This window comes from Streptomyces sp. NPDC102514, assembly GCF_055584525.1.
On sequence record NZ_JBVJLW010000012.1, the window covers coordinates 129,298 to 154,721 of the forward strand.

A 25,424-nucleotide genomic window follows, 5' to 3' on the forward strand; every position below is an offset into this window, starting at 1 on the left:
CCTGGCGGTTAGGCGGCCGGCTGCGTCGCGTCTTATTCCTGAACGGTTCCCGACCGGCAGGACATTGTCCATCCCCCGGTCAGGCCCGACTGCCCTGGTCACCCACGAGCGTGCCGATCTTCTCACCCTTGACCGCCCGAGCGATATTGCCCTCGGCGAGAAGCTCGAAGACGAGGATCGGGAGCTTGTTGTCGCGGCACAGCGTGATCGCGGTCATGTCGGCGACCTTCAGGTCGCGGGTGATGACCTCGCCGTAGCTGAGCGCGTCGAACTTGACCGCTCCGGGGTTGGTCTTGGGGTCGGAGTCGTAGACCCCGTCCACACCGTTCTTGCCCATCAGCAGCGCTTCGGCGTCGATCTCCAGCGCGCGCTGGGCGGCGGTGGTGTCCGTGGAGAAGTACGGCATGCCCATCCCGGCGCCGAAGATGACCACACGGCCCTTCTCCAGGTGCCGCACGGCTCGCAGCGGGATGTACGGCTCGGCGACCTGCCCCATGGTGATGGCGGTCTGCACGCGCGAGTCGATGCCCTCCTTCTCCAGGAAGTCCTGGAGGGCGAGGCAGTTCATGACGGTGCCGAGCATGCCCATGTAGTCGGAGCGGGCCCGGTCCATGCCGCGCTGCTGGAGCTCGGCTCCCCGGAAGAAGTTGCCGCCCCCGATGACGACGGCGATCTGGGCGCCACCGCGGACCACCGCGGCGATCTCCCGGGCCATCTTGTGCACCACGTCGGGGTCGACGCCGAGCGCTCCGCCACCGGCGAACGCCTCACCGGAAAGCTTCAGCAGAAAGCGGCCGGAGCCCTTGCCGGTGTCGCTCTTTTCGTCCTTGTCGGCGGCCTGGGTGGTGGTCATGGAGATCTCGCCTCTTCTACGTGTCGCACATACGGGTCGCACATACGAAGAAGGCCACTGCCGGTGGGGTGTTGTTCGCATCCCATGCGCGGCAATGGCCTCCTCGTCAGATCTGCTGTCGTCCGTTCACGCCCGCGCGTGACGGTCTGCGCGACCGACACGGACGACTGCTGTCGACCCTAGCGGGATCGCGCGTCGATCGCGGTACGGACTCAGATGCCGACCTTGATGCGCGAGAAGCGCTTCAGGGTGACACCGGCCTCGTCCAGGACCTTCTGGACGGACTTCTTGTTGTCGAGCGCGTACGGCTGACCGAGGAGGGTGGCCTCCTTGAAGAAGCCGTTGACGCGACCCTCGACGATCTTCGGGAGCGCGGCCTCGGGCTTGCCCTCGGCGCGCGTGGTCTCCTCGGCGACACGACGCTCGGACTCGACGACCTCGGCCGGAACGTCCTCACGGGAGAGGTACTTCGGCGCGAAGGCGGCGATGTGCTGCGCGATGCCCTTGGCAAGACCGGCGTCGGCCTTGTCCAGCTCGACCAGGACACCGATCTGCGGGGGCAGGTCGGGCATGGTGCGGTGCATGTACGCGGCCACGTAGGCGCCGGTGAACTGGGCGAAGCGGTCGAGGACGATCTTCTCGCCCAGGTTCGCGTTGGCCTCGTCGACGAACGCCTGGACCGTCTTGCCGGCCTCGATCTCCGAGGCGAGGAGCGCCTGGATGTCGGCCGGGGAGGTCGCGGCGGCGTGCTCGGCGATCTGGTTGGCGACGACCTGGAACTTCTCGCTCTTGGCGACGAAGTCCGTCTCGCACTTCAGCTCGACCAGGACACCGGAGGTGTTGTCGTCGGCGATGATGGAAACCACGGCGCCGTTCTCGGCGGAGCGGCCCTCGCGCTTGGCGACGCCCTTCTGGCCCTTGATGCGCAGCGCCTCGACGGCCTTGTCGACGTTGCCGTCGGCCTCGTCCAGCGCCTTCTTGCAGTCCATCATGCCGGCGCCCGTGAGCTCACGGAGCTTCTTGACGTCGGCGGCGGTGTAGTTCGCCATGATCTGTGAATCTCTTCTCGGAGTTCGAAGTCTCGGAGTCGGCGTCCGCCGCTGATCGGGCGGGCGTCCACCGAAGATCTACGGGCTGGGGGTGAACGGCGGGCGACGCACCAGGCGCCGCCCGCCCTCACTCAACCGTGACGCTGGATCGTCAGGCCTGCTCGGCCGCGGCCGGCTTCTCAGCCTCGGCCTCGGCGGGGGCCTCGGCGGCAGCCGGAGCCTCGGCCTCAGCGGCGGGGGCCTCGGCCGGAGTCTCGGCCTCAGCGGCGGGCGCCTCGGCGTCGGCGGCCGAAGCCTCGGCGGCGGGCGCCTCGGCAGCGGTCTCGTCGGCCTTCTTCTCGCCGCCCTCAAGCAGGTCGCGCTCCCACGCGGCGAGCGGCTCGCCCGCGGCCTTGTCACCCTCGGCGGCCTTGCCGGCACCGGAACGGGAGATGAGGCCCTCGGCGACGGCGTCGGCGATCACGCGGGTGAGCAGGGTGACGGAACGGATCGCGTCGTCGTTGCCCGGGATCTTGTAGTCGACCTCGTCGGGGTCGCAGTTGGTGTCGAGGATGGCGACGACCGGGATGTTGAGCTTCCGGGCCTCACCGACCGCGATGTGCTCCTTCTTGGTGTCCACGATCCAGACGGCGCTGGGCACCTTGGACATCTCGCGGATACCGCCGAGGGTCTTCTCCAGCTTGGCCTTCTCGCGGGAGAGGACGAGCAGCTCCTTCTTGGTGAGGCCGGACGCGGCCACATCCTCGAAGTCGATCTGCTCAAGCTCCTTGAGGCGCTGCAGACGCTTGTAGACGGTCGAAAAGTTGGTGAGCATGCCGCCCAGCCAGCGCTGGTTCACGTAGGGCATGCCGACGCGGGTCGCCTGCTCGGCGATGGCCTCCTGCGCCTGCTTCTTCGTGCCGACGAACATGACCGTGCCGCCGTGGGCGACGGTCTCCTTGACGAACTCGTAGGCGCGGTCGATGTACGACAGCGACTGGAGCAGGTCGATGATGTAGATGCCGTTGCGCTCGGTGAAGATGAAGCGCTTCATCTTCGGGTTCCAGCGACGGGTCTGGTGACCGAAGTGGACGCCGCTTTCCAGCAGCTCCCGCATCGTGACGACGGCCATGGCCGTACTCCTTGGTGTTCTCGGTTGTGCCGCGTCCGCCGGACGGCGGTCGCGCCTGACGCCCGCATTGCGCCTTGCCACGAGGGACCGAGGGGCGCTGACATCGGCTGTTTGACGGCCTGATGTCGGGGCGTGCGAAGTCGACCCGGTGACCCGGATCGCCACAAGAAGTGTACGGGACCCACGGGGTGCCGGGTGACGCCGCTGTCCACAACCGACGGGTACTCCACAGATCCCGGCCATGATCCCTTTTTTCATGCCATTCGAGGCACGGTTCTCGCATGCGAGCAGATCGTTTTCTTCGTACGGGGCCGGTGCCGCGGCCTGCCAGGACGGTGCCGGTCATGAGGGTGCGCGCCCTGACGGTGACCGCCGTGCTGATACTCGGCCTCCTACTGGGCCTGGTCCTCGGCGGCGGCCCCGCGGCCATCGCCGGGGTCGGTGACCCCGGCACGGATGTCGGCATGGGTGCGGACATGCATGCGGACACGGGTGACGGTGCGGGTCCCGGCGGTGCGGACCCGCCGGTCCCCGTCGTCGGTCGCGCCTGGCCGGTGGGGTCGCGCCCGTCGGTGGCGCGCGGCTGGGAGCCGCCCGCGACCGTCTACGGCCGGGGCCACCGGGGCGTCGATCTCACGGCCGCCCCCGGCGCCCCGGTCCGGGCCGTCGCGCCCGGCCGCGTCTCCTTCGCCGGCCGGGTCGCGGGCCGCGGGGTCGTCTCGGTCGAGCTGACCGGCACGGGCACCCCGCCCCTGCGCACGACGTACGAGCCGGTGGCGGCGACGCTGAAGAAGGGCACCGAGGTCGCCGCGGGCGAGGTGGTGGGCGTACTGGAGCTGCCGACGTCCCACTGCCCGATGTCATGCCTCCACTGGGGCCTGCGCCGCGGAGACACCTACCTGGACCCGCTGCCCCTGCTGCCCCCATGGCTGCTGACCAGGGGCCCGTCACGCCTGCTGCCGGTCACGGGCATCCCGGAACCAGAACCGGAGCCGGCTGCGGCGCCGGAAGCGGGCGTGAGATCGGCACCGAAAGCAGGAGCGGGAGCAGCACCGACGTGACGCAACCCCCGTCGGCCGCCGTCAGCCGCTCACGCCTCGCAGAGCCATAGCGACGGCGGCCTCGGTGATCACGCCGGGCTCCTCGGCCGCACCGAGCTCGATCCTGCGCACCGCCGCGTCCGCGATCCCCTGGAGGAGCATCGCGGCCATCCGGGGCTGCTCGTGCCCCATGTCCCGCAACGCCTCCACGATCATCGCGACGAGCCCTCCGTGCGCGGCGCGGATCTTCTCGCGCGCGCCCGCGTCGAGTTCACTCGCGGAGATCGCCACGACGGCCCGGTGCCGCCGGTCTCCCACCAGGGCGAGCTGCCGGCGGACGTACGCCTCGACCTTGCCCTCGGGTGTCCCGGCCAGCGACATCGCGGTTTCGACCTCGGCGGCCCAGAGCGGGAAGTCGACCTCGCAGAGCTCTTCGACGACCGCCGCGCGGGAACGGAAGTACTCGTACACGGAGGACCGCGCGAGCCCCGTCCGCTCGGCGAGCGCCGGGAACGTTAGGGCCTCCGTCCCGCCCTCGGACAGCAGGGACCGCGCCGCGTCCAGCAGGGCGGCTCGCTGCATCGACCGGTGCTCGGCCACGGAGGCCGCTCGAATCCTTGGCACGCCCCCCACTTTACGGACGCCCCGCCCAGGACGGGAGACTCTCGCCCGTGAGGGCTCGGTCGGTCACCGATCGGCGACACCGGCCCGAAGCGATCTCTCCCACCCGGACCACCCGCCCGACACGGCTCCCGCCCGCCCGCGCGAAGTCCCGGCGAGCGACGATTCCCCGAGGTCAGCGGGGCGGCGGGACCAGCTCGCGGCAGAAGCCGGGGGCTGCGGGGTCAGCGCCCGAAGCTCGCCAGTTTCGCCCGGAGCTGGAGCACGGACTTGGTGTGGATCTGACTGACGCGGCTCTCCGTCACGCCGAGCACATTGCCGATCTCGGCGAGCGTGAGGCCCTCGTAGTAGTAGAGGGTCACCACGGTCTTCTCCCGCTCGGGCAGCGTATTGATGGCCCGCGCCAGGAAACGCCGCAGCTCACGGTCCTCCGCGACCTCCACCGGGTTGTCGGCAGCGGTGTCCTCAAGGGTGTCCATCAGGCTCAGCCGGTTGCCGCCCTCACCGCCGACGTGCAGCAGCTCCTCCAGGGCGACGACGTTGGCCAGCGACAACTGACCGAACACCGCGTGCAGTTCGTCGACCGCGATGCCCATCTCGGCGGCCACCTCGCACTCCGACGGCGTACGCCGCAGCCGCGCCTCCAGCGTCGCGTAGGCCCGCTCGACATTGCGCGCCTTCTGCCGCACGGACCGGGGGATCCAGTCCAGTGCCCGCAGTTCGTCGATCATCGCGCCCCGGATGCGCGTGATCGCGTACGTCTCGAACTTGATCTCCCGCTCGATGTCGAACTTCTCGATGGCGTCGATCAGCCCGAAGACGCCCGACGAGACGAAGTCCGCCTGCTCCACGTTGGGGGGCAGCCCCACACTCACCCGGCCGGCGACGTACTTCACCAGCGGCGAGTAGTGCAGGATCAGCTGCTCGCGCAGCCGCCCGTCGCCCGTGGTCTTGTACGACCTCCACAACTCGTCGAGCGTCGAGGGGGCGGGCGGCCGCACGCCGCCGTCACGGGCGGCGGGGGGAACCGCCGCCCGGTCGGACCCGGAGGTGTGCTGGGGCATGCGTCGCCTTGTGCCGTTCTGCAGTGAACTGTGGGTAACTGCGCGAGCTGTCGGTCTGATGTCGAGTTGCCTGTCTGAGTCGGAATCCATATGAGCGTAGCGTGAGTGGAGAGTCGCAGTGTGCGAACAGTGCTGGACTCACCGTGCGCAGATACGTTCCGCCGGACGTCCCGCACAGGCGCGGCCGTCGCCGTGCGTGATCACTGCGGAGCGTCAACTGACGGAAATCCCGGGGACTTCGGGGCGTAGCCCGGACGGCCGAACACTCTCGGTCAGCGTCACCCCCGATCCGTACCGATGGACAGAGTGGCCTGGCGTGTCAACTTCCAGCCGTCGCCGTGTCGTTCGACGAAGCCAAGTGAGCGGAGTTCGTACAGTCTCGCGACCACGTCGTCCTCGGTCGTCCCGGCGTCCCTGGCGATCTCCTGCCGCGACGCCGTCTCCCGGGCCGGCAGCGCGGCCAGTACCCGGGCGGCCTCCGGGTCCAGGAGGTCGCGCGGAAGTACCGGTCCTCGCCGGGCCGGGGCCAGTTCACCCATGTCCCCGATGAGCTCGGCGACTTCCGCGGCGTCGGTGACCAGCACCGCGTCCCCGCGCAGGAGTTCGTGCACGCCCGCCGAGAGACTGCTGGTGGCCGGCCCCGGTACTCCCATCGTGAATCTGCCCAGCCGCTGGGCGGCCCGGGCGGTCGCCAACGCACCGCTGCGGTACGCCGCCTCGACGACCACCGTGCCGCGCGTCAACGCCGCGATGACCCGGTTCCGCAGGATGAACCTGCTCGGGGTCGGATGGTCGCCGGGCGGCAACTCCCCGATTACCAGTCCCTGTTCGGCGATCCTGGTGATCAACTGCGTGTGACCGCGCGGATAGGGCCGGTCGACCCCGCAGGCGAGCACGGCGACGGTGGCTCCGCCCGCCCCGAGAGCGCCCCTGTGGGTCGCGCCGTCCACGCCGTAGGCGCCTCCCGACACCACGACCCACCCCCGCTCCGCGAGCCCCGCACCGAGCGCCGACGCCATATGGGCGCCGTACTCGGTACAGGCCCGTGCGCCCACCACGGCGACGGAGCGCAGCGCCCATATCCGCAGACTGGGCAGCCCCCGCACCCACAGCCCGACGGGCCTGGCATCCCCCAGGTCGTCCAGTTGCGCGGGCCACTCGGGATCGCCGGGGCACACGAACCGTGTCCCGCTGTCCCGTGCCACCGCGAGGTCCCGTTCCGGGTCCGCCCGCTCGGCCCGGGCCCGCAGACCGGCCCATCGCACGTCCGTCACCCCCGGCAGCTGCGGCCCTCCCCCGGCGAGGCGCCGGACCACCTCCTCCGCTCCGCACTCACGAAGCCATCGCCCGCACACCTCGTCCCCCGGTTCGACGACCCGTGCGAGGAAGGCCCGGTGCAGCCGCTCCCCCTCCTCGCCCGCTCCACCCACCGGGAAGCGTTGATTCACCGGGAGGCCCCGATCGCCATCGGCACCCCCCGGGGAACCCCGGTGCGCAGTTGCAGCGCGAGGGTCACGTCCGCCACCCCCGGCCGGTCACGGCCTGCGAGGTCCGCGACGGTCCAGGCGACCCGCAGGACACGGTCGAGTCCCCGGGCGGTGAGCACACCGCGCTCCAGGCTGCGCTCCGCGTCGTCCATGGCGCCCGGGGACGCGTACCACCGGCTGCGGAGCTCGCGGCCCGGTACCTCGCTGTTCGTGCGCCATGGGGTGTCCGTCAGGCGTGCGGCGGCCCGCGCCCTGGCCTCCCGGACCCGGCCGGCGACCGTCTCGGTGGTCTCGCCCCGCGCGCCCCGCTCCGTCAGCTGGGCGCGGGTGACGCGGTCCACCTCGACCCGAAGGTCGACGCGGTCGAGCAGTGGTCCGGAGAGCCGGGCCTGGTAGCGGCGGATCGTGGAGGGCGAGCACTCGCACAGGGAGTCCCGCTGCGAGAAGCGGCCGCAGGGACAGGGATTGGCCGCGAGGACCATCAGGAACCGTGCCGGGAAGCGCACGACACCCGCACTGCGGGCGATCACCACGTGCCCGGACTCCAGAGGCTGACGCAGGGCGTCGAGGGCCCGGCTGCTGAACTCCGGCGTCTCGTCCAAAAAGAGAATTCCTCTATGGGCGAGCGACACCGCCCCCGGCCGTGCCACCCCTTGGCCGCCACCGACCAGGGCCTGCATGGTCGCCGAGTGGTGCGGGGCGCAGTAGGGGGCGACGTCGACCAGGGGTTTGCCAGGTGGCAGCAGGCCCGCGACCGAGTGGACGGCCGTGACCTCCAGGGACTCGCTCCGGCAGAGTCGCGGCAGGATGGCGGGCAGCCGCTCGGCGAGCATGGTCTTGCCCGCTCCCGGCGGGCCCTCCAGGAACAGATGGTGGCCGCCGGCCGCGGCGACCTCCACCGCGGTGCGTGCCGAGAGCTGGCCCACGACGTCGGCGAGGTCGTGTTCGTGGTCGTAGTGCGCGGCTCCCATGCTGTGCATTCCGGTGGCCGCGCCCGTGCCCGGCATGCGCAGGCCCGCGAGCGGATCGGTCCGGCCCTGCTCGTCCGGGTCCTCGTCGGGCACCGGTTCGTCCGTGAGGACCGCGATGAGCTGGCGGAGGCTGCGGACTCCGAGCACGGACACCCCGGGCACCAGGGAGGCCTCGGCTGCCGCGCTCTCCGGCACCACCACCTGTTCGTATCCCGCCTCGGCGGCGGCCAGCACGGCCGGCAGCACGCCTCGTACGGGCCGGACCCGGCCGTCCAGGCCCAGTTCTCCGATCATCACGATGTCGGCGAGCACACGGGGGTCGATGCGCTCGGAGGCGCCGAGGGCCGCGCAGGCGATGGCGAGGTCGAATCCGCTGCCGCCCTTGGGCACCGAGGCCGGGCTGAGGCCCACGGTGAGCTTCTTCTGCGGCCACTCGCCGCCGGAGTTGACCACGGCCGCCCTGACGCGGTCCTTGCTCTCCGTCAGGCTCTTGTCGGGCAGTCCCACCAGGGTGAACGCCGCCACTCCTGGCTCCAGATCCGCCTGGACCTCGACGACGACACCGTCCACGCCCACGAGGGCCACCGAGCACGTACGCGCGAAGCCCATCAGGCCGCCCCTCGCACGTGCTCCACGACGGGGGCGCCGCGGTCGGGCAGCAGGACACCCACGACGTCGATACGGACGCCGCCGGGTGGAGCCCCTCCGTGTTCCTGCAGCCAGCGCTCGGCGAGGCCGCGCAGACGCCGGGCCTTGACGGGGGTCACGGCGGCCATCGGGTGCTCGAAGGGCCCCGCTCGGCGGGTCTTGACCTCGCAGACGACCAGTGCGTCGCCGTCGCGGGCCACGATGTCGATCTCGCCGGCCCGGCCCGCGCGCCAGTTGCGCTGAAGGACCGTCATGCCGGCCTCGGCCAGCCGTCGCGCGGCCAGGTCCTCGCCGTACCTGCCGAGTGCGTTGCGTGCCTTGGACACGTTGGGCGTCTTGGACACGTCGGGCACGTCGGGCGCCCCGGAAACCTTGGATGCCTCGGATGCCTTGGACGTCTTCATGTCGGCACCACCTCCGGCGCCAACACTGAGCCCACCGCGATCCACTGTTGGATCTTGGTGGACGGCCGCTCGACTGTGGACAACTCAGTCACCCGTACGAGCGGCCGCCGTAGAACTCCCGGGACCGTCCCGGCCGTCCCGACTGCCCCGTTCTAGCTGCTGGGCAGTTCGAGGTCGCTCTTGTTCAGCTCCTCGATGTTCACGTCCTTGAATGTCAGAACACGCACCTGCTTCACGAACCGAGCAGGTCGGTACATGTCCCACACCCAGGCATCCGCCATGGACACCTCGAAAAACACCTCGCCCTGAACCGAGTGCACCTGCATCTCGTAATCGTTGGTGAGGTAGAAGCGCCGTTCGGTCTCGATCACATATTTGAACAGACCGACGACATCGCGGTACTCCCGGTAGAGCTTCAGCTCCATCTCGGTCTCGTACTTTTCGAGGTCCTCGGCGCTCATGGCATGTTCCCCTTCAGCCGTGCGTCCCCCTATTGTGCGCCAGCCCCGCGAGCCCCTAGACGATTTCCGTGTCGAGGGTCTCGGGCCTGGCCGGGGGCCCTTCGTCGAGCAGCCTGAGCAGCAGCTCGGCGAGTCTGGTCGGATACACCGTCTCATGTGCCCGGGCAAGTTCCCGGCACGTCCACCAGCGCGCTCCGGCGACACTGCGCCGTTCCAGCTCGGTCAGCCCCGTGGGCTCGGTCGCCGTCTGCGTCGTACGGCCCAGGAAGTACCACTCGTCCTGGTCCCAGCGACGCCCCGCGAACGGGAACGAACAGGTCCGCCGCCACAGCACCGGACCCAGCTCGACCTCGGTGATGCCGGTCTCCTCCGCGACTTCCCGCAGAGCGGCCTCTTCGCGTGTCTCGTCGCCCTCCACACCGCCGCCCGGCGTGAACCACCAGTCGTCCGAAGGGTCCTCGGGCTCATGTCCGTGCAGCAGCAGGATGCGGTCCTGCGGGTCGAGCAGCACCACCCGGGCGACCTTCCGCAGCTCGCCGAGGCCACCGCCCGCCGGCGACGACGCGTCAGCCGGCAAGAGCCCGCTCCCCCGCCCCCGTACGGCTGCGGCGGCGTGCCGACCGGTTGGCGACCGGCCCGTACGCGGCCCCGCCGAGGACGAGCACCGCGCCCGCCACGACCGCGGTGAGGACCAGGCGCAGGGGACCCGGCTCGGAGGTCGCGCCGAGCGTCTCGAAGCCGGTGGGGCGGGCCAGCATGCCGTTCATGGGCCAGGCCACCGCGTCGACGCGCGCGTTCACCGCGCTGCGCGGCACCGTGCCGTTGCCGGCCTCCGTCAGGTGGGCGGTGGAGTCCAGTGAGCCGCTGCGCTCGTCGCCGAGCAGGAAGAGCCGGTCCTTGGGCACCTCGATGGAGGGGATCGTGGACGACTCGGCCGCGCTGCCCTTGGGCAGATACGGTTCCTCGATCTTCTTGCCGTTGACGGTCAGCTTGTCCTGCGTACAGCAGGCGACCGTGTCCCCGCCGACGGCGACGACCCGCTTGACCATGGGCATGTTGCCCCAGGTGGACTGCTTGAAGACGACGACGTCACCGCGCTGCACCTCGGAGCCGTCGATCCGCTCGGCGAGCACCCGGTCGCCGCCCGCGATGGTGGGCGACATCGAGTCGGTCGGCACGGTGTACGGCTGGTAGACGACCGCTCCCCAGGCGAACCCACCGAGGAAGAGCACACAGCCGAGGGCCACGGCCAGCCCCGACAGCTTGCTGCCGAGCCGTCCGTGGCCCTCGTCCGTACGACTTGTCCCGCTCATCCCAGTGCTCCCCAACTCGGAGAATCGACCTCGCGGCCCAGGTCGGGCCACGGAAGATCGGCGTCTGGGACGGCACCCTACCCGGCGGTACGCGACCCAGAAACCCTGGTGTTCCCGACGGTAAGGCGACGCCTGCGCCACAGCACCAGCGGCAGCGCGCCCGCGAGCCCGAGCGCACCCGGAGCGGCGGCGGTCAGGTTCTGGTCGAAGGTGTCCGGCACCGGAAGCGTCGACCAGCGGGTGGGCGGCCAGGCGACGACGATCGCGCGGCCCACCACGTTGTCCACGGGTACGAAGCCCTCGTGCTTGTCCTGCTGGTGATAGCGCGAGTCCAGCGAGTTCTGCCGGTGATCGCCCATGACCCAGATTTTGCCTTCGGGAACCTTCACCTTGAACTGGCCGCCGGCGTCGTCCACCGTGCACGGGGTGTTGCCCGGGTACACGTAGGAAGTCTCGTTCAGCGCCTTGCCGTTGACCTTCAAGGGGCCGGTGCCCTTGCACTCGATGGTGTCGCCCGCGACTCCGACGACCCGCTTGATGAGGTCCTTCTCCTCGGCGGAGGGCATCAGGCCGATCCAGCTGAGAGCTGTCTGGATCGCGTTCGGACTGGGCGTCGGCTCGCCCGCCAGCCACTTGTCGGGGTCGTTGAAGACGACGACCTCGCCACGCTCGGGCTCCGAGCCGAACCACGGGGTCAGCTTGTCGACCAGGACGCGGTCACCCTGCTGAAGGGTGTTCTGCATCGAGTCCGAGGGGATCGAGAACGCCTGCACCAGGAAGGACTTGATCAGCAGCGCGAGAACCAGCGCGATGCCGATGAGCAGGGGGAGTTCCTTCCAGAAGGACCGCGGCTTCTTCGGCGCCGGGGCGGTCCCGTCGGAGTCCCGCTCGTCCCCGCCGTTGCCGTCACCCGCGTCGTCTCCGGGGGCCACGGCGTCCTCGCCGGCCGGCGGGACCGACTCTTCGGATCGTCCCGGTCGTTCCTCGGGCCCCTCGTGTCCGGATCGTGCGCCGACCGCCAAATCCCCCACATCCACTCCTCACTCCGTGCCGCCGCCCGCGTCGGATACGACGCAGGCCCACCACTCCCATAACGAGCGGGAGTTCCGCAGGGGTCGGGAGCGGGATCAATCCGTATCGATCCGCGGTGGCCACCCTATGCGACGTGTCGAGTGCGGTGGTCGCTCCGCCGGCCACGTCGGGCACGGACGCGTAGGTGTCGGGTTCCTTGAGCTGAGTCCAGTGACCGATGGGCCAGGCGATGACCATGGCACGGCCCACGACGTCCTCGGAGATGGTGCCGCTGTACTTCTCCGTACGGTGGAACCGGGAGTCGGCGGAGTTGGACCGGTGGTCGCCCATCACCCACAGGCGCCCCGCCGGCACCTTGACCTCGAAGACCAGCGAGGAGGGCTTGTCGCCGGGGTTGATGTAGGGCTCGTCGAGGGGCATGCCGTTGACGGTGACGCGGCCCTGGGTGTCGCAGCACTTGACGGTGTCGCCGCCGACCGCGACGACCCGTTTGATCAGGTCCCGGTCGTTGTCGGAGGGCAGCAGGCCGATGAAGGTCAGCGCCTCCTTGACCTGCTTGACGACGATGGGGTCTTCCTTCTTCGCCGTCGGCTGTTCGTCCTCCAGCCATCCGCCGGGGTCCTTGAAGACGACGACGTCACCGCGCTCGGGCTTCGAGCCGAACCACGGGGTCAGCTTGTCGACCAGGACGCGGTCGCCGATCCGGATCGTCTGTTCCATGGAGCCCGAAGGGATCACGAAAGCCTGGACGAGGAACGTCTTCAGGACGAGCGCGATGAGCAGCGCGACGCCGATCAGGAGGGGTATCTCCTTGACCGCGGAGCGCTGCCTGCGCCGCTTGACCCGCCGGGCCAGCTTGCGCCGGTCCGCCCGGCCGGGCATCACGGGGCCGCCCGTGCGCCGGGAGCCCGTGGGCAGGAGGTCCTCCGCGGCACTGTGGGTGCCGCGGGGCTTGCCGCGGTTACCCATGGACACCGTCCACGGCTTTCCGCCCGCTCGTCCCTGCCAGGGGCGCCCGGAGGAGCGGGCCCGCGGCGTCGGGCACGCGCGCGTAGCCGCCGGCCCGTTCGAGACCGGTCCAGTGGCCGAGCGGCCAGGCGATCCAGTCCGCTCTGCCGATCACGTCGTCGACGGGGATCATGCCGCCGCCCGGGGAGCCGAGGTGGTCGCGGGAGTCGCTGGAGTCGCCGCGGTGGTCACCCAGGACGAAGAGGGTGCCGTCGGGGACGGCCACGTCGAAGCGCACTTCGGACGGCTCGTTCCCCGGGTACAGAAACGTCGACTCGTCGACCGAGCGGCCGTTCACCTCGATCCTCCCCTGCCTGTCGCAGCAGACCACATGGTCTCCCCCCACGCCCACCACACGTTTGATGTAGTCGGCGTCGCCGAAGTAACCGGTGCCGTCGAACACGACGACGTCACCGCGCCTCGGCTCAGCACCGAAACGGTACGCCAACTTATTTACGAGAACGCGGTCCCCGATCCTCAATCCCGGCTCCATCGAGCCACTGGGAATTTCGAACGGCTGGATCACGAACCGGGTGAGCAGCAGCAGGGAGAACAGACAGAACAGCACGGTCAGGGTGATCCGGCCGCCCGGCAGCCAGTCGGCGGCCCGGGCCACCAACGCGAAACGCGACCGTTCCTCCGCCCCCTGTGTGTCCGAGATCTCCTCGGACACGACGGGCTGGGAGGAGCGGTCGCGCTCCGTGTGCTGTGCTTCGGCGTCCATGTGGGCCAGATGCTATCCGGCCCTACCGAGGGACCCGGAGTGAGCTCAGTTGTCGCGCTTCTCCTTGATCTTCGCGGCCTTGCCGCGCAGCTCACGGAGGTAGTAGAGCTTCGCGCGACGGACGGCGCCGCGGCTGACGAGCTCGATCTTCTCGACGATCGGGGTGTGCACGGGGAAGGTGCGCTCGACGCCGACGGAGAAGGAGACCTTGCGGACCGTGAAGGTCTCACGGACACCGGCGCCCTGGCGGCGGATGACTACACCCTTGAACTGCTGCACACGCGAGCGGTTGCCCTCGATGACGCGGACGTGGACGTTGACGGTGTCACCCGGGCGGAAGGCCGGGACGTCGCTGCGCAGCGACGCTGCATCGACGGACGCGAGCAGGTTGGACATGATCGTCTGCTTTCTTCGCCGATGCCACAGGTCATCGACGGAAGTCGGTGTTTCCAGAAGGTGGGCTGTTCTCGTCGGGGCGGGCGTCGTGTCCCCCTGTGGCAGGGGCGCACGCCGGACGACGTACAGCAGCGGCCTATTCTTCCACGGTGTCGGGCCTGCGCCCAAATCGGCCGTCGGGTCCGGGCTGCCAGCCCAGGATCGAGAGCATTTCGCGGTCCTTCTTGTCGAAGGCGGCGGGGTCGCAGCGCTCGATGAGGTCCGGTCTGTTGGCCGTGGTGCGCCGCAGCGCCTCGTCCCGGCGCCAGCGGGCGATCTTGCCGTGATGGCCGCTGACCAGCACGTCCGGGATCTCCCGGCCGCGCCACCGGGGCGGTTTCGTGTAGACCGGCCCCTCCAGGAGGTTCGCCATGGCTCCCGGCGCGAACGAGTCGTCCCGGTGCGACTCGGCGTTGCCGAGGACGCCGGGCAGCAGCCGTGCCACGGCCTCCGTGACGACCAGGACGGCCGCCTCGCCGCCGGCCAGCACGTAGTCGCCGATGGACACCTCGTACACGGGCATACGGGTCGCGTACTCGTCGATGACACGACGGTCGATGCCCTCGTAGCGGGCGGGTGTGAAGACCAGCCAGGGGCGCTCGGAGAGCTCGACGGCGAGTTCCTGGGTGAAGGGCCGGCCGCTGGGCGTGGGGACGACCAGGACGGGTCCCTGGGAGCCCGTCTCGTAGCCGTCGGCGAGGACGGAGTCCAGTGCGTCGCCCCAGGGCCCGGTCTTCATGACCATGCCGGGGCCGCCGCCGTAGGGGGTGTCGTCGACCGTGTTGTGCCGGTCGTAGGTCCACTCCCGCAGATCGTGCACGTGCACGTTCAGCTGTCCACGCGCGCGTGCCTTGCCCACGAGGGAGACGTTCAGGGGGTCCAGGTACTCGGGGAAGATCGTGAGGACGTCGAGCCGCATCAGGCGTCGGCCCCGCCGGAGGAGTCGGTGTCCGTGTCCCTCGAGGAGGCGATCTCCGCGCGGTCGTCGATCAGTCCGGGCGGCGGGTCGATGACGGCCCGCTGCTTCTCCAGGTCGATCTCGACGACGATCTCCTCGACGAACGGGATGAGCACCTCGGTGCCGTCCGGCCGCTCGACCACGAAGAGGTCCTGGGAGGGCAGGTGCGAGATCTCGGTGAGCCGCCCGACCTCGGTGCCGTCCTTCAGGACGACGTCCAGGTCCATGAGCTGGTGGTCGTAGTACTCGTCCGGGTCCTCCGGCACCTCGTCCGGGTCGACGTCGGCGATCAGCAGGGTGTTGCGCAGCGCCTCGGCGCCGTTGCGGTCGCGTACCCCCGCGAACCGCAGCAGGAGGCGGCCGCTGTGCACCCGTCCCGTCTCGATGGTCAGCGGACCGGCCGAGGCGGGGTCCGTGGCCAGGACGGCGCCGGGCGCGAGCCGCAGCTCCGGCTCGTCGGTGCGTACCTCGACGGTGACCTCGCCCTTGATGCCATGGGCTCGGCCCACCCGCGCGACTACCAGCTGCACTTGCTTGATCTCCTGTCGTGTGTCCACGGTTTCACCGCGTGGACGACTACGGGCCGGGGACGGCCCGAAGGCCCTCCCCGGCCCGAGCCGGTGCTGCGAATTACGTCAGCGGACGTGATCCACGTCGACGAGGTCGACGCGGACTCCACGGCCACCGATGGCGCCTACGACGGTACGCAGAGCGCGCGCGGTGCGGCCGTTGCGGCCGATCACCTTCCCGAGGTCGTCGGGGTGAACCCTGACCTCAAGAACGCGTCCGCGGCGCAGGTCACGCGAGGCGACCTGCACGTCGTCCGGGTTGTCGACGATGCCCTTCACGAGGTGCTCAAGAGCCTCCTCAAGCATGCTCAGGCCTCGGTCGACGCGGACTCGGCGGCAGCCTCGTCCTTCTTCTCAGCCTTCTTCTTCTGCGTGATGGCCTCGCCCTTGCTGTCGTCGTCGCCACCCAGGGCGTCGAACAACGGGCGCGCGGCCTTCGGCTCGGCGACGAGCAGCGGCGCCGGGGCCGGCAGGCCCTTGTGCTTCTGCCAGTCGCCGGTCAGCTTGAGAATGGCGAGCACGGGCTCGGTCGGCTGCGCGCCGACACCCAGCCAGTACTGCGCACGCTCGGAGTCGACCTCGATGCGCGACGGGTTCTGCACCGGGTGGTACAGGCCGATCTCCTCGATGGCCCTGCCGTCACGGCGGGTACGGGAGTCGGCGACGACGATGCGGTAGTGAGGCGCGCGGATCTTGCCCAGACGCTTCAGCTTGATCTTGACTGCCACGGAAGTGGTGTCTCCTGGTCTTGACGGGGTTGGGCACGGCGAGATTGCCGCGTGGGGTTGCGGTACCCGAGTGCCCGATGGACGCGTCAGCCGGAGGAGAGAGGGGTCCTGTGCGGCTGCGAGTACAGCTGACCATTCTGCCACACCCGGAAGGGCGCCTCGACCCGGGCAGTCCGGGGGCAGCCCTGGGCCGGCCCGCGGTCCCGCCGGGGCCGGTACGGGTGTCGCCGTCGAGGTGGGCCATCGCACGAGCCGGCACCCACGAAGTGCCGCCGCGCTCTCCCGCACCACCCCGGCGGGACGACGGCCCGCCGCCGTGTCAGCCGTCCGCTCAGCCCGCTGCCGCGCCGACCACCTCCGGGATGCGGAACGGCTTCCCGCACCCTCCGCACACGATGGGCGCCTGCGCGAGGACCGACGGGACGACGCGGACGTTGCGCCCGCAGTCGCAGACCGCCTTCACGCGCACGCCCCCTCCGGAGGAGCCGTGCCGGGCGGCCGGGCCGCGGAAGCTGCGGGCCGTGTCGGCGGCTGTCGCGACCGTGTGCGCCTTGAGGGCGCGCTGCAGCCGCTCGATCGTCGGGCGGTAGCGGCGCTTCGCCTCGGGGTTGAGCGTGACCAGGGAGAAGCCGCTGCTGGGATGCGGTTCCTCGGGGTGGTCCAGTCCCAACTCCTCGGCGATCGCGAGGAATCTGCGGTTGTGGTACCGGCCGGCGCGGGAGGTGTCGCGGACACCTCGGGCGGCGGCGATGCCGTGGACTGCCTCGTGAAGCAGTCGTTCGAAGGAGAGTTCGTGTCCGCAGGCGGACGACGACTCCCCGATCAGGGACTCTGGCGCGGCAAGATCGGGCAGCTCGGGGTGGTGCCGCTGAATGTCGGCCCACGCCCCTGCCAGCTCTGCGGCGAGAACAGGTGGTGTCGTGCTCACGTAATGACAACGAGCCGAGGTGCCTCTGTGTTCCTATTCCGGGGCATCCCAAATATTTTGCACGTACCCGTCAGTTGCCGCTGATGCGTCCTGACGAGGGCGGGTGCGCTGATCTGCGGAGAAGCCTCACAGTTCACACCCAGCCGGTACGTAGTGACGTTACGTCCGGGCCAGTAGGCGCTGTCTGCGCACCGGGGCACCTGGGGTCGGCGGATGCGCAAGAGGCGTTTCGGTCCTTCTCGCGGCGGAATGCCGGGGCCCGGTCGACGCGGGCCACGACGGCGACGTTACCGGGTGCGTCATCGGCGCGGGGCACCGGCCCGTCCCCGGTCACCAGACACCGTACGGTCCCGCGCGGCGGCCGGGCGACGGGTTCGTGGACCTTGGCCGGAACCGCTTCACGGCCTCCGGCGGCGGGAACCACGCATTGCGGGGGCCGGGCCCGTCGACGCGCCCGCAACCCACTGTCATCGCCGGACGGCACGAACAGGCCATCCAGTGTGCGGGCGCGTCCGCGACGGCCGGATATCCGCCCACTGATCGGCAAGGAGTGGTAGGCGCACATGTTGCCGGTATGTGAATTCTCCCGGCGCGCGCCGATGGTACGCAAACCGGGCTCCGCAACCCCTGGACGCCACGACGAGCGCGGAGTTTCCTGGCATACGGGGGGAGTGCGAGCGCACTGCACGGGGGTGGACGAACGGGGCACAAACGCAACTCTCGGCGGATTGGGGCACTTTCGATGACACCTACGCTCGTGCGGCAGCACCTACCTCACTCGGGGGCTGCGCCCCAGGTGGATCAGTGGGCACGCGCGCGTGACTGGGCCGAGATTCAGGAGCGGATGCTCGTACCGCTCTACGAGGCCGTCTACGAGCGACTCGAAGTGGGCTCCTCGACCAGGCTGTTGGGGCTCGGCTGCGGGTCCGGCCTGGCGCTGCTGATGGCCGCGTCGCGGGGCGCGTCGGTCACCGGTCTGCAGGCCCACGCGCCGGAGCGGCTGGCTCTCGCGCGGGAGCGTCTGCTCCCCGAGACATGGGGCACGCGTGCGCGTGCCGGCGCGCGGCTGACGGACGGGGAGCCCACGGACATCGACGACGTGGCGACGGCCGCGTACAACCTGGTGACCGCTTTCGAGCCGGTCGGGTGTGTGGCCGGTGACTCCGAAGGCCTCACCGAGGCGCTGGCGGCGGCGAGTCCACTCGTCGGACGAGGGGTTCCCGTGGTTCTCGCGGGCTGGGGGCCTCCGGAGCGGTGTGCCACGTCCTCGGTGCTGCGGGTCGCCGCGAAGCTGGCGGATCCCCTGCGTGGTGCGGGCAGTTGGCGCCCGGCCCTCCGTGACGACCTGGAGGAGGTCGCCCAGCGGGCCGGCCTGCGGCCCGACGGGTCCGGGCGGGTCGCGTGCCCCTTCGGGTACGCGGACGTGGACAACGCGGTCCGTGGGCTGCTGTCCACGGGGCTGTTCGACGCGGCCGTCGCCGCCACGGATCCCGATCAGGTCGACAAGGAGGTGCGGGAGGCTCTGCATCCGTACAAACGGCGGGACGGGACGGTGTGGATGCCGAACGTCTTCCGCTACCTGGTGGCCCGGACGGCCTGAGGGCTTTTTTCGCCCCCGCCGCCCCTACCCTCCCCGTCACTGCATGGGAACTGCGCAATCCTTAGGGCCCGCCCCCACCGGGGCAGCACACAAATGGGGCCCGGGGGCAGTGCCCCCGAGGTCGTTCAGCCCATGAACTTCTTGAACTCGTCGGGGAGTTCGAAGTTCTGGGGCTGCTGCTGGCCGCCCGGCAGGCCGAGCGCGCCGCCCGCCTGCTGCCCGGCCTCACGCCGAGCCGCAGCCTCTTCCTCCTGCTGCTTGCGCTTCATCGGGTTGCCGGACCGCTGCTTGCCCTTGCTCTTCTTGGGCTGCTTCTTCGTCCGGCCGGCCCCGCCGCCCATGCCCGGCATCCCGGGCATCCCGGGCATACCGCCGCCCTGGGCCATGCGGGACATCATCTTGCGGGCCTCGAAGAACCGCTCGACCAGGCCCTTGACCGCGCTGACCTCGACACCGGAACCCTTGGCGATACGGGCGCGCCGCGAGCCGTTGATGATCGTCGCGTCCTGGCGCTCGGCCGGGGTCATCGACTTGATGATCGCGGCCGTACGGTCGACGTCACGCTCGTCGAGGTTGCTGATCTGGTCCTTGATCTGCCCCATGCCGGGCAGCATGCCGAGCAGCTTGGAGATGGAGCCCATCTTCCTGACCTGCTCCATCTGGGCCAGGAAGTCGTCGAGCGTGAAGTCCTCGCCCTTCTTGGAGGCGAGCTTCGAGGCCATGGCCTCGGCCTCCTGCTGCGAGAAGGTCTGCTCGGCCTTCTCGATCAGCGTGAGCATGTCGCCCATGCCGAGGATGCGGGACGCCATGCGGTCCGGGTGGAACGCGTCGAACTCGTCCAGCTTCTCGCCGTTGGAGGCGAACATGATCTGGCGGCCGGTGACGTGCGCGATGGAGAGCGCCGCACCACCGCGGGCGTCGCCGTCGAGCTTGGAGAGGACCACGCCGTCGAAGCCGACGCCGTCGCGGAAGGCCTCCGCGGTGTTGACCGCGTCCTGGCCGACCATCGCGTCGACGACGAAGAGGATCTCGTCCGGCGAGACGGCGTCGCGGATGTCGGAGGCCTGCTGCATCAGTTCGGCGTCGATACCGAGGCGGCCCGCGGTGTCGACGATGACGACGTCGTGCTGCTTCTGCTTCGCGTACTCGATGGAGTCCTTGGCGACCTGGACCGGGTCACCGACGCCGTTGCCCGGCTGGGGCGCGTAGACGCCGACGCCCGCGCGCTCACCGACGACGCTCAGCTGGTTCACGGCGTTGGGGCGCTGGAGGTCGCAGGCGACCAGCAGCGGAGTGTGTCCCTGGCCCTGCAGCCACTTGCCGAGCTTTCCGGCGAGCGTGGTCTTACCGGCACCCTGCAGACCCGCGAGCATGATCACGGTCGGCGGCTGCTTCGCGAAGCGCAGTCGGCGGGTCTCGCCGCCGAGGATGCCGACGAGCTCCTCGTTGACGATCTTGATGACCTGCTGGGCGGGGTTGAGGGCCTGCGAGACCTCGGCCCCGACGGCCCTCTCCTTGACCTGCTTGATGAAGGCCCGGACGACCGGCAGCGCGACGTCCGCTTCCAGCAGGGCGATACGGATCTCGCGCGCGGTGGCGTCGATGTCCGCCTCGGACAGGCGCCCCTTGCCGCGAAGGTTCTTGAATGTCGCTGCGAGGCGATCGGAGAGAGTGTCGAACACGGCGGTCGCGAATCCTCAAGTAGGGGGCAGGGGGGCAGGTCCGCCCTCCAGAGTATCTGCCCGCGCCAGAAAGGGTCTCCACCCCGTCGTCACGGGCTTCCACCCCGCGCGGGGAACTGCGCGCCCGGCCACAGCGGACCCGCAGACAAAGAACGACCTGGTCCCCGTGGGACATCTACTCCCGCAACGTATCCTCCAGCGCCCGCGCCAGCGACGCCGCCTGCTCCCCCGGCAACGGCACCCCCTCGGGCCCGGTCACATAGAACGCGTCCACCGCGTTCGCGCCCAGCGTGGACACATGCGCACTGCGCACCCGTACCTGCGCGCTCTCCAGCGCACGCCCGATCCGGTGCAGCAGCCCCGGGGCGTCATGGGCGCGCACCTCGATGACCGTGGCGTGCCGGGACGCGGCGGAGGCCACGCTCACCCGGGCCGCCGGCGCCACGATGCCCCGCCGGCGCGGATAGGCGGCGTCCCGCTCGGCCAGCCGCCCGGCGATGTCGAGGGACCCGTCGAGGGCGCGTACGAGATCGGCGCGCAGCCGGGCAGCCTGCGGCAGGGAGCCGTACTCGGCGGCGACCCGCCAGTCGAGCAGCAGGACGGAGCCCGAGACGCCGTCGGGCAGCTCCAGGGCCCGCAGTTCCGCAGTCCGCACGGTGAGCCGGTGCATGGCGAGGACGCCCGCCACGGCGGGCAGGACGCCCTTCTGGTCCGGTACCGCGATGACCAGTTCCACGCCGAGGGGCTCGGGATCCCGGTCCTCGGCGGGTTCCTCGGCGGGCGGTTCGGTCTGGGCGCGCAGCGCGAGTACGGGGCCGCCGGTGCGGAACGCCTCGATGGCGAGCCGTTCCTGTTCGGCGGTGGGCGCCGCGGCCTCGGGCTCCTCGGGCTCGTCCCCGGCGAGCGCGGCGGAGACCCGCTTCACCAGGTCCGTGACGAGGGAGGCGCGCCAGGAGGACCAGGCGGCGGGCCCGGTGGCCAGCGCGTCCGCCTCGGTGAGCGCGTGCAGGAGTTCCAGCGTGCCCTGCGAGCCGACCGCCTCGGCGACCGAGCTCACGGTCGCCGGGTCCTCCAGGTCGCGTCTGGTCGCCGTCTCGACGAGGAGCAGGTGATGGCGTACGAGCGTGGCGAGGGTCGCCACGTCCGTGCGGTCGAAGCCGATGCGGGCCGCCACGTCGCGGGCGATGATCTCGCCGGCCACGGAGTGGTCGCCGGGCCAGCCCTTGCCGATGTCGTGCAGCAGGGCGGCGACCAGGAGGAGGTCGGGGCGGTGGACGCGCCGGGTGAACTCGGCGGCGCGTACCGCCGTCTCGATCAGATGCCGGTCGACGGTCCAGATGTGGACGGCGTTGCGCTGCGGCCGGCAGCGCACGCGCTCCCAGTCGGGCAGCAGCCGGGTGATCAGCCCCTCCGCCTCCAGTGCCTCCCAGACCTCGATGGTCGAGGGCCCGGAGCCGAGCAGGGTGATGAGCTGCTGGCGGGCCTCGGCGGGCCACGGTGTGGGCAGCGGACGGGCCGCGGCGGCCATCCGGCGGACCGCGTGCAGCGAGAGCGGCAGGCCCGCCTGGGCGGCAGCGGCGGCGGCGCGCAGCGGCAGTACGGGGTCGCGGTCGGGGCGGGCCGCACGCGCGAGGACGACCTCGCCGTCCTGCTCGACGACGCCCTCGGCCAGCGGGGAGCGTTCGGGAGCGGGTTTGCCGCCGCCCAGCGCCCTCCCGTCGCCCACCACCGCCCTTCTGAGGAAGTCGCTCCGCTCCCTTGCCAGTTTGCGCAGCCGCGGGCGCACGGCGCGCGACCGCAGTACGCGCCCCACCTCGCGCCAGGTGACATCACTGGCGTACGAGACGACGCGGGCGGCCTCGTACACCTGGCGGAGCAGGGTGTCGGCGTCCAGCAGGCCGAGTTCCGCGGCGACCTGGTCCTGTTCCTGGAGGGCGAGGCGGTCGGTGGCGCGGCCGGTGGCGAGGTGCAGGGCGTCACGGACGTCGAGGAGGCTCTTGCGGGCGTCGGCGAGGCCTTCGCGCGGGGCGTCGGCGAGCCAGGAGGCGGCGACGGCCCGCAAGGCGGTGGCGTCGCGCAGGCCGCCGCGGGCCTCCTTGAGGTCGGGTTCGAGGAGGTACTGCAGTTCGCCCTGGCGTTCGGCGCGCTCGGCGCACAGTTCCTGGAGTTCGGGGAGGCGTTTGGGCGCCTGGTTCCGCCAGTCGGCGAGGACGGCCGTACGCAGTCCTGCGGTGAGGCCGAGGTCGCCGGCGATGTGGCGGGCGTCGAGCAGCCCGAGCTGCACCTTGAGATCCTCGCCCGCCGTCCTGCGCGCTTCGGCGGGCGTGCGGACGGAGTGGTCGAGGTCGAGGCCGAGGTCCCAGACCGGGTACCAGATGCGGTCGGCGAGGGAGGCGATCGCGCCCGAGTCCGCGCCGCCGTCGTGCAGGAGCAGCAGGTCGAGGTCGCTGCGCGGGGAGAGTTCGCCGCGGCCGTAGCCGCCGACGGCGACGAGGGAGACGCCGCGCAGTTTCTCGGCGCCGGCGTCGAAGAGACCGGTGAGCCAGTCGTCGGTCAGTTCGGCGAGGGCCGAACGGCGCGGCGGCCCGGACCGCGCCCCCTCCTGGAGGAGGCGCAGCCGGGCCGCCGCGTAGCCGCTGGGTCCCGAGTCCTCTGCTTCTGTACGCATGTCCGTACTCGTCACCCAGTGGCTCCTGTTCGTCTGCTGACTACAGCGCGTCGGGTCCGCGCTCGCCGGTCCGGACCCGGACCGCCGTCTCGACCGGGACGGACCAGACCTTGCCGTCCCCGATCTTGCCGGTACGGGCCGCCTTCACGATGACGTCGAGCAGCTGCTCGGCGTCGTCGTCCTCGACCAGCACCTCGATACGGATCTTGGGAACGAGGTCGACGGTGTACTCGGCACCGCGGTAGACCTCGGTGTGGCCCCGCTGACGACCGTAACCGCTCGCCTCGGTGACCGTGAGGCCGTGGACGCCGAAGGCCTGGAGGGCCTCCTTGATCTCGTCGAGCCGGTGGGGCTTGACGACGGCGGTGATGAGCTTCATGCGTCCACCTTCTTGCTCGCGGTCTCGACGGCCGGGCCCGTGGCCGAGCTGCGTGCGGAGCCGCCGCCGGCGCCGCTGAAGTCGTATGCGGTCTCGGCGTGCTCGGCCTGGTCGATGCCCGCGATCTCGTCGTCCTCGGGGACGCGCATCCCGATCGTCTTGTCGATCAGGAAGGCGAGTACCGCGGAGGCCACGAGGGAGTAGGCGAGGACACCGAAGACACCGGCGCACTGCTTCCAGAACTGGTCGAGGCCGCCGCCGTAGAAGAGGCCCGCGACGTCGGACTGGCCGCCGCCGGTGGCGAAGAAGCCGATCAGCAGGGAGCCGGCGACACCGCCGACGAGGTGGACGCCGACGACGTCGAGCGAGTCGTCGTAGCCGAACTTGTACTTGAGGCCGACGGCCATGGCGCACAGCACACCGGCGATGGCACCCACCGCGATCGCGCCGAGCGGGGAGATCGCACCGCCGGACGGGGTGATCGCGACCAGCCCGGCGACCGCGCCGGAGGCGGCACCGAGGGTGGTGAACGCGCCGTGGCGGATCTTCTCGTAGGCGAGCCAGGCAAGCATGGCGGCGGCGGTGGCGACCTGCGTGTTGACGAACATCAGCGCGCCGACGCCGTCGTCGTTGCCGAGCCAGGAGCCGGCGTTGAAGCCGAACCAGCCGAACCACAGCAGACCGGCGCCGAGCATCACCAGCGGGAGGCTGTGCGGGCGCATCGGGTCCTTCTTGAACCCGACGCGCTTGCCGATCACGAGGATCACACCGAGCGCCGCGGCACCCGCGTTGATGTGGACCGCCGTACCACCGGCGAAGTCGATGACGCCGAGCTCGAAGGCCCAGCCGCCGGTGCCCCAGACCCAGTGGGCGACCGGGAAGTACACGACCGTGGCCCACAGGGCGATGAACAGGGACCAGGCGGTGAACTTCACGCGGTCAGCGAGGGCGCCGCTTATCAGTGCGGGCGTGATGATCGCGAACATCAGCTGGAAGACGGCGAAGACGTAGATCGGGATGGTGTAGCCGTCCCAGAGCTCCATCTTGCCGATGCCGCTGAGGCCGACGAAGTCCGAGGACCAGCCGACGACGCTGCCCGAGTCGGTACCGAAGGCCATGGAGAAGCCGTAGAGCACCCACAGGATCGTGATGATCCCCATGCTGATGAAGCTCATCATCAACATGTTCAAGGTGCTCTTGACCCTGACCATGCCTCCGTAGAAGAAGGCGAGTCCGGGAGTCATGATCAGCACCAGGGCGGAACAGATGAGCATGAACCCGGTGTTGGCGGCAGACAGCGTGGGAGCGTCTGCGGCAAGCGTGATGGCTGGTGCCATCGGCGTCTCCTCGTCGTTGGTACGGCCCCGTGCGGGCGAAGCCATGAGCGGTTGTGAGGGGTGGGCCGGTTATGTGCCAGAGATTGGCGCAGCGCCGTTTCGACCGGAGCCCCTGCATGTTTCGCCCGGGTGACGAAGAGAACGTGCGTGTTACGCGTCGATGAACCGCCGGATTGTGGCGGTCCCGATCGTTATCGTGGCGCAACCTTCGGCGGACGTGACCTCAGCCGTCACCGGTCGCGGCCTCAGCCATCAATCAAGCACCCCTCGCGGCCCCCTGCCACTCGGGCGGGAGCGGGCGTCCTGGGCGGCGCGTGAAGCCGGACCGGCCGCGGCCTCCGTCCGATGACCTGG

The 25,424-nt window shown here is 70.5% G+C and carries 26 protein-coding genes; 2 read left to right on the plus strand and 24 right to left on the minus strand.

Annotation, left to right across the window (positions count from 1 at the left end):
* Positions 1–79: 79 nt before the first annotated feature.
* From pyrH to rpsB, 3 genes are all read right to left on the minus strand, one after another.
* Positions 80–853 carry a UMP kinase gene (gene pyrH, locus ACZ60E_RS28105; RefSeq protein WP_384813412.1) on the minus strand — a complete coding sequence of 258 codons (774 nt, stop codon included), beginning with the start codon at positions 851–853 and terminating at the stop codon, positions 80–82.
* A gap of 212 nt (positions 854–1,065) precedes the next feature.
* Entirely contained in the window at positions 1,066–1,902 is an 837-nt protein-coding gene (tsf, locus tag ACZ60E_RS28110) for a translation elongation factor Ts (RefSeq protein ID WP_469444056.1), read from the minus strand.
* A 151-nt stretch (positions 1,903–2,053) separates the two neighbouring features.
* Positions 2,054–3,013 carry a 30S ribosomal protein S2 gene (gene rpsB / locus ACZ60E_RS28115; protein WP_469444058.1) on the minus strand — a complete coding sequence of 320 codons (960 nt, stop codon included), beginning with the start codon at positions 3,011–3,013 and terminating at the stop codon, positions 2,054–2,056.
* Positions 3,014–3,477: 464 nt separating this feature from the next.
* On the opposite strand from rpsB, the gene ACZ60E_RS28120 reads away from it, so the two are divergent.
* Positions 3,478–4,074: a peptidoglycan DD-metalloendopeptidase family protein gene (locus ACZ60E_RS28120; RefSeq protein WP_469444266.1), complete on the plus strand. Its 597-nt coding sequence runs from the start codon at positions 3,478–3,480 to the stop codon at positions 4,072–4,074.
* A 21-nt stretch (positions 4,075–4,095) separates the two neighbouring features.
* Here ACZ60E_RS28120 and ACZ60E_RS28125 read toward each other — a convergent pair whose 3' ends face one another.
* From ACZ60E_RS28125 to ACZ60E_RS28205, 17 genes are all read right to left on the minus strand, one after another.
* Positions 4,096–4,653, minus strand: a complete 558-nt coding sequence (locus ACZ60E_RS28125) for a TetR/AcrR family transcriptional regulator (protein ID WP_384813471.1) — start codon at positions 4,651–4,653, stop codon at positions 4,096–4,098.
* A gap of 245 nt (positions 4,654–4,898) precedes the next feature.
* Positions 4,899–5,738 carry an RNA polymerase sigma factor WhiG gene (gene whiG / locus ACZ60E_RS28130; protein WP_210889477.1) on the minus strand — a complete coding sequence of 280 codons (840 nt, stop codon included), beginning with the start codon at positions 5,736–5,738 and terminating at the stop codon, positions 4,899–4,901.
* Between the two features lie 278 nt (positions 5,739–6,016).
* Entirely contained in the window at positions 6,017–7,186 is a 1,170-nt protein-coding gene (gene dprA / locus ACZ60E_RS28135; RefSeq protein ID WP_469444059.1) for a DNA-processing protein DprA, read from the minus strand.
* The gene (locus tag ACZ60E_RS28140) at positions 7,183–8,805 is read right to left on the minus strand and encodes a YifB family Mg chelatase-like AAA ATPase (RefSeq protein WP_469444060.1); all 1,623 of its coding nucleotides are present in this window, start codon (positions 8,803–8,805) and stop codon (positions 7,183–7,185) included. Before ACZ60E_RS28140 ends, dprA begins: the two co-directional genes overlap by 4 nt.
* Positions 8,805–9,170 (minus strand): YraN family protein, encoded by a 366-nt coding sequence (locus ACZ60E_RS28145; RefSeq protein ID WP_384813469.1) that lies wholly within the window; start codon positions 9,168–9,170, stop codon positions 8,805–8,807. The genes ACZ60E_RS28140 and ACZ60E_RS28145 overlap by 1 nt, the downstream gene beginning before the upstream one ends.
* 230 nt (positions 9,171–9,400) lie before the next feature.
* Positions 9,401–9,709 (minus strand): DUF2469 domain-containing protein, encoded by a 309-nt coding sequence (locus ACZ60E_RS28150; RefSeq protein ID WP_055510545.1) that lies wholly within the window; start codon positions 9,707–9,709, stop codon positions 9,401–9,403.
* Positions 9,710–9,764: 55 nt separating this feature from the next.
* Positions 9,765–10,286 carry an NUDIX hydrolase gene (locus ACZ60E_RS28155; RefSeq protein WP_385836912.1) on the minus strand — a complete coding sequence of 174 codons (522 nt, stop codon included), beginning with the start codon at positions 10,284–10,286 and terminating at the stop codon, positions 9,765–9,767.
* Positions 10,276–11,022, minus strand: a complete 747-nt coding sequence (gene lepB, locus ACZ60E_RS28160; RefSeq protein WP_384813397.1) for a signal peptidase I — start codon at positions 11,020–11,022, stop codon at positions 10,276–10,278. Before lepB (ACZ60E_RS28160) ends, ACZ60E_RS28155 begins: the two co-directional genes overlap by 11 nt.
* Before the next feature lie 77 nt (positions 11,023–11,099).
* Entirely contained in the window at positions 11,100–12,044 is a 945-nt protein-coding gene (lepB, locus tag ACZ60E_RS28165) for a signal peptidase I (RefSeq protein ID WP_384813466.1), read from the minus strand.
* On the minus strand, positions 11,929–13,023 hold the full coding sequence (lepB, locus tag ACZ60E_RS28170; protein WP_384813395.1) for a signal peptidase I: 1,095 nt from the start codon (positions 13,021–13,023) through the stop codon (positions 11,929–11,931). The genes lepB (ACZ60E_RS28165) and lepB (ACZ60E_RS28170) overlap by 116 nt, the downstream gene beginning before the upstream one ends.
* A complete protein-coding gene (lepB, locus tag ACZ60E_RS28175; RefSeq protein WP_469444063.1) occupies positions 13,016–13,786 on the minus strand; it encodes a signal peptidase I in 771 nt (256 codons plus the stop codon). Before lepB (ACZ60E_RS28175) ends, lepB (ACZ60E_RS28170) begins: the two co-directional genes overlap by 8 nt.
* Positions 13,787–13,831: 45 nt before the next feature.
* Positions 13,832–14,182, minus strand: coding sequence for a 50S ribosomal protein L19 (gene rplS / locus ACZ60E_RS28180; protein ID WP_107021806.1), 351 nt, complete (start codon positions 14,180–14,182; stop codon positions 13,832–13,834).
* 136 nt (positions 14,183–14,318) lie between these two features.
* The gene (gene trmD, locus ACZ60E_RS28185; RefSeq protein ID WP_384813388.1) at positions 14,319–15,140 is read right to left on the minus strand and encodes a tRNA (guanosine(37)-N1)-methyltransferase TrmD; all 822 of its coding nucleotides are present in this window, start codon (positions 15,138–15,140) and stop codon (positions 14,319–14,321) included.
* The gene (rimM, locus tag ACZ60E_RS28190; protein WP_469444064.1) at positions 15,140–15,709 is read right to left on the minus strand and encodes a ribosome maturation factor RimM; all 570 of its coding nucleotides are present in this window, start codon (positions 15,707–15,709) and stop codon (positions 15,140–15,142) included. The genes trmD and rimM overlap by 1 nt, the downstream gene beginning before the upstream one ends.
* 105 nt (positions 15,710–15,814) lie before the next feature.
* Positions 15,815–16,054 carry an RNA-binding protein gene (locus ACZ60E_RS28195; protein WP_005479813.1) on the minus strand — a complete coding sequence of 80 codons (240 nt, stop codon included), beginning with the start codon at positions 16,052–16,054 and terminating at the stop codon, positions 15,815–15,817.
* Positions 16,055–16,056: 2 nt separating this feature from the next.
* Positions 16,057–16,476 (minus strand): 30S ribosomal protein S16, encoded by a 420-nt coding sequence (gene rpsP, locus ACZ60E_RS28200; protein ID WP_107021809.1) that lies wholly within the window; start codon positions 16,474–16,476, stop codon positions 16,057–16,059.
* Between the two features lie 331 nt (positions 16,477–16,807).
* Positions 16,808–17,404, minus strand: coding sequence for a hypothetical protein (locus tag ACZ60E_RS28205; protein ID WP_107021810.1), 597 nt, complete (start codon positions 17,402–17,404; stop codon positions 16,808–16,810).
* Positions 17,405–18,146: 742 nt separating this feature from the next.
* Here ACZ60E_RS28205 and ACZ60E_RS28210 point away from each other — a divergent pair.
* Entirely contained in the window at positions 18,147–19,004 is an 858-nt protein-coding gene (locus ACZ60E_RS28210) for an SAM-dependent methyltransferase (RefSeq protein ID WP_469444066.1), read from the plus strand.
* A 125-nt stretch (positions 19,005–19,129) separates the two neighbouring features.
* On the opposite strand, the gene ffh is transcribed toward ACZ60E_RS28210, so the two are convergent.
* The 4 genes from ffh to ACZ60E_RS28230 form a co-directional block, all read right to left on the minus strand.
* Positions 19,130–20,686 (minus strand): signal recognition particle protein, encoded by a 1,557-nt coding sequence (ffh, locus tag ACZ60E_RS28215; protein ID WP_384816350.1) that lies wholly within the window; start codon positions 20,684–20,686, stop codon positions 19,130–19,132.
* 175 nt (positions 20,687–20,861) lie between these two features.
* Positions 20,862–23,369, minus strand: a complete 2,508-nt coding sequence (locus ACZ60E_RS28220; protein WP_469444069.1) for a [protein-PII] uridylyltransferase — start codon at positions 23,367–23,369, stop codon at positions 20,862–20,864.
* A 25-nt stretch (positions 23,370–23,394) separates the two neighbouring features.
* Complete coding sequence (locus ACZ60E_RS28225) at positions 23,395–23,733, minus strand: P-II family nitrogen regulator (protein ID WP_055510557.1); 339 nt, start codon at positions 23,731–23,733, stop codon at positions 23,395–23,397.
* The gene (locus ACZ60E_RS28230) at positions 23,730–25,070 is read right to left on the minus strand and encodes an ammonium transporter (protein WP_469444072.1); all 1,341 of its coding nucleotides are present in this window, start codon (positions 25,068–25,070) and stop codon (positions 23,730–23,732) included. The genes ACZ60E_RS28225 and ACZ60E_RS28230 overlap by 4 nt, the downstream gene beginning before the upstream one ends.
* Positions 25,071–25,424 lie beyond the last annotated feature (354 nt).

Bases quoted from the DNA above. Each gene is read 5' to 3' on its own strand.
- pyrH (WP_384813412.1), bottom strand. From the start codon at position 853: ATGACCACCACCCAGGCCGCCGACAAGGACGAAAAGAGCGACACCGGC.
- tsf (WP_469444056.1), bottom strand. From the start codon at position 1,902: ATGGCGAACTACACCGCCGCCGACGTCAAGAAGCTCCGTGAGCTCACG.
- rpsB (WP_469444058.1), bottom strand. From the start codon at position 3,013: ATGGCCGTCGTCACGATGCGGGAGCTGCTGGAAAGCGGCGTCCACTTC.
- ACZ60E_RS28120 (WP_469444266.1), top strand. From the start codon at position 3,478: ATGGGTGCGGACATGCATGCGGACACGGGTGACGGTGCGGGTCCCGGC.
- whiG (WP_210889477.1), bottom strand. From the start codon at position 5,738: ATGCCCCAGCACACCTCCGGGTCCGACCGGGCGGCGGTTCCCCCCGCC.
- ACZ60E_RS28140 (WP_469444060.1), bottom strand. From the start codon at position 8,805: ATGGGCTTCGCGCGTACGTGCTCGGTGGCCCTCGTGGGCGTGGACGGT.
- ACZ60E_RS28150 (WP_055510545.1), bottom strand. From the start codon at position 9,709: ATGAGCGCCGAGGACCTCGAAAAGTACGAGACCGAGATGGAGCTGAAG.
- lepB (WP_384813397.1), bottom strand. From the start codon at position 11,022: ATGAGCGGGACAAGTCGTACGGACGAGGGCCACGGACGGCTCGGCAGC.
- lepB (WP_384813395.1), bottom strand. From the start codon at position 13,023: ATGGGTAACCGCGGCAAGCCCCGCGGCACCCACAGTGCCGCGGAGGAC.
- lepB (WP_469444063.1), bottom strand. From the start codon at position 13,786: ATGGACGCCGAAGCACAGCACACGGAGCGCGACCGCTCCTCCCAGCCC.
- rplS (WP_107021806.1), bottom strand. From the start codon at position 14,182: ATGTCCAACCTGCTCGCGTCCGTCGATGCAGCGTCGCTGCGCAGCGAC.
- trmD (WP_384813388.1), bottom strand. From the start codon at position 15,140: ATGCGGCTCGACGTCCTCACGATCTTCCCCGAGTACCTGGACCCCCTG.
- ACZ60E_RS28195 (WP_005479813.1), bottom strand. From the start codon at position 16,054: ATGCTTGAGGAGGCTCTTGAGCACCTCGTGAAGGGCATCGTCGACAAC.
- ACZ60E_RS28210 (WP_469444066.1), top strand. From the start codon at position 18,147: ATGACACCTACGCTCGTGCGGCAGCACCTACCTCACTCGGGGGCTGCG.
- ACZ60E_RS28225 (WP_055510557.1), bottom strand. From the start codon at position 23,733: ATGAAGCTCATCACCGCCGTCGTCAAGCCCCACCGGCTCGACGAGATC.
- ACZ60E_RS28230 (WP_469444072.1), bottom strand. From the start codon at position 25,070: ATGGCACCAGCCATCACGCTTGCCGCAGACGCTCCCACGCTGTCTGCC.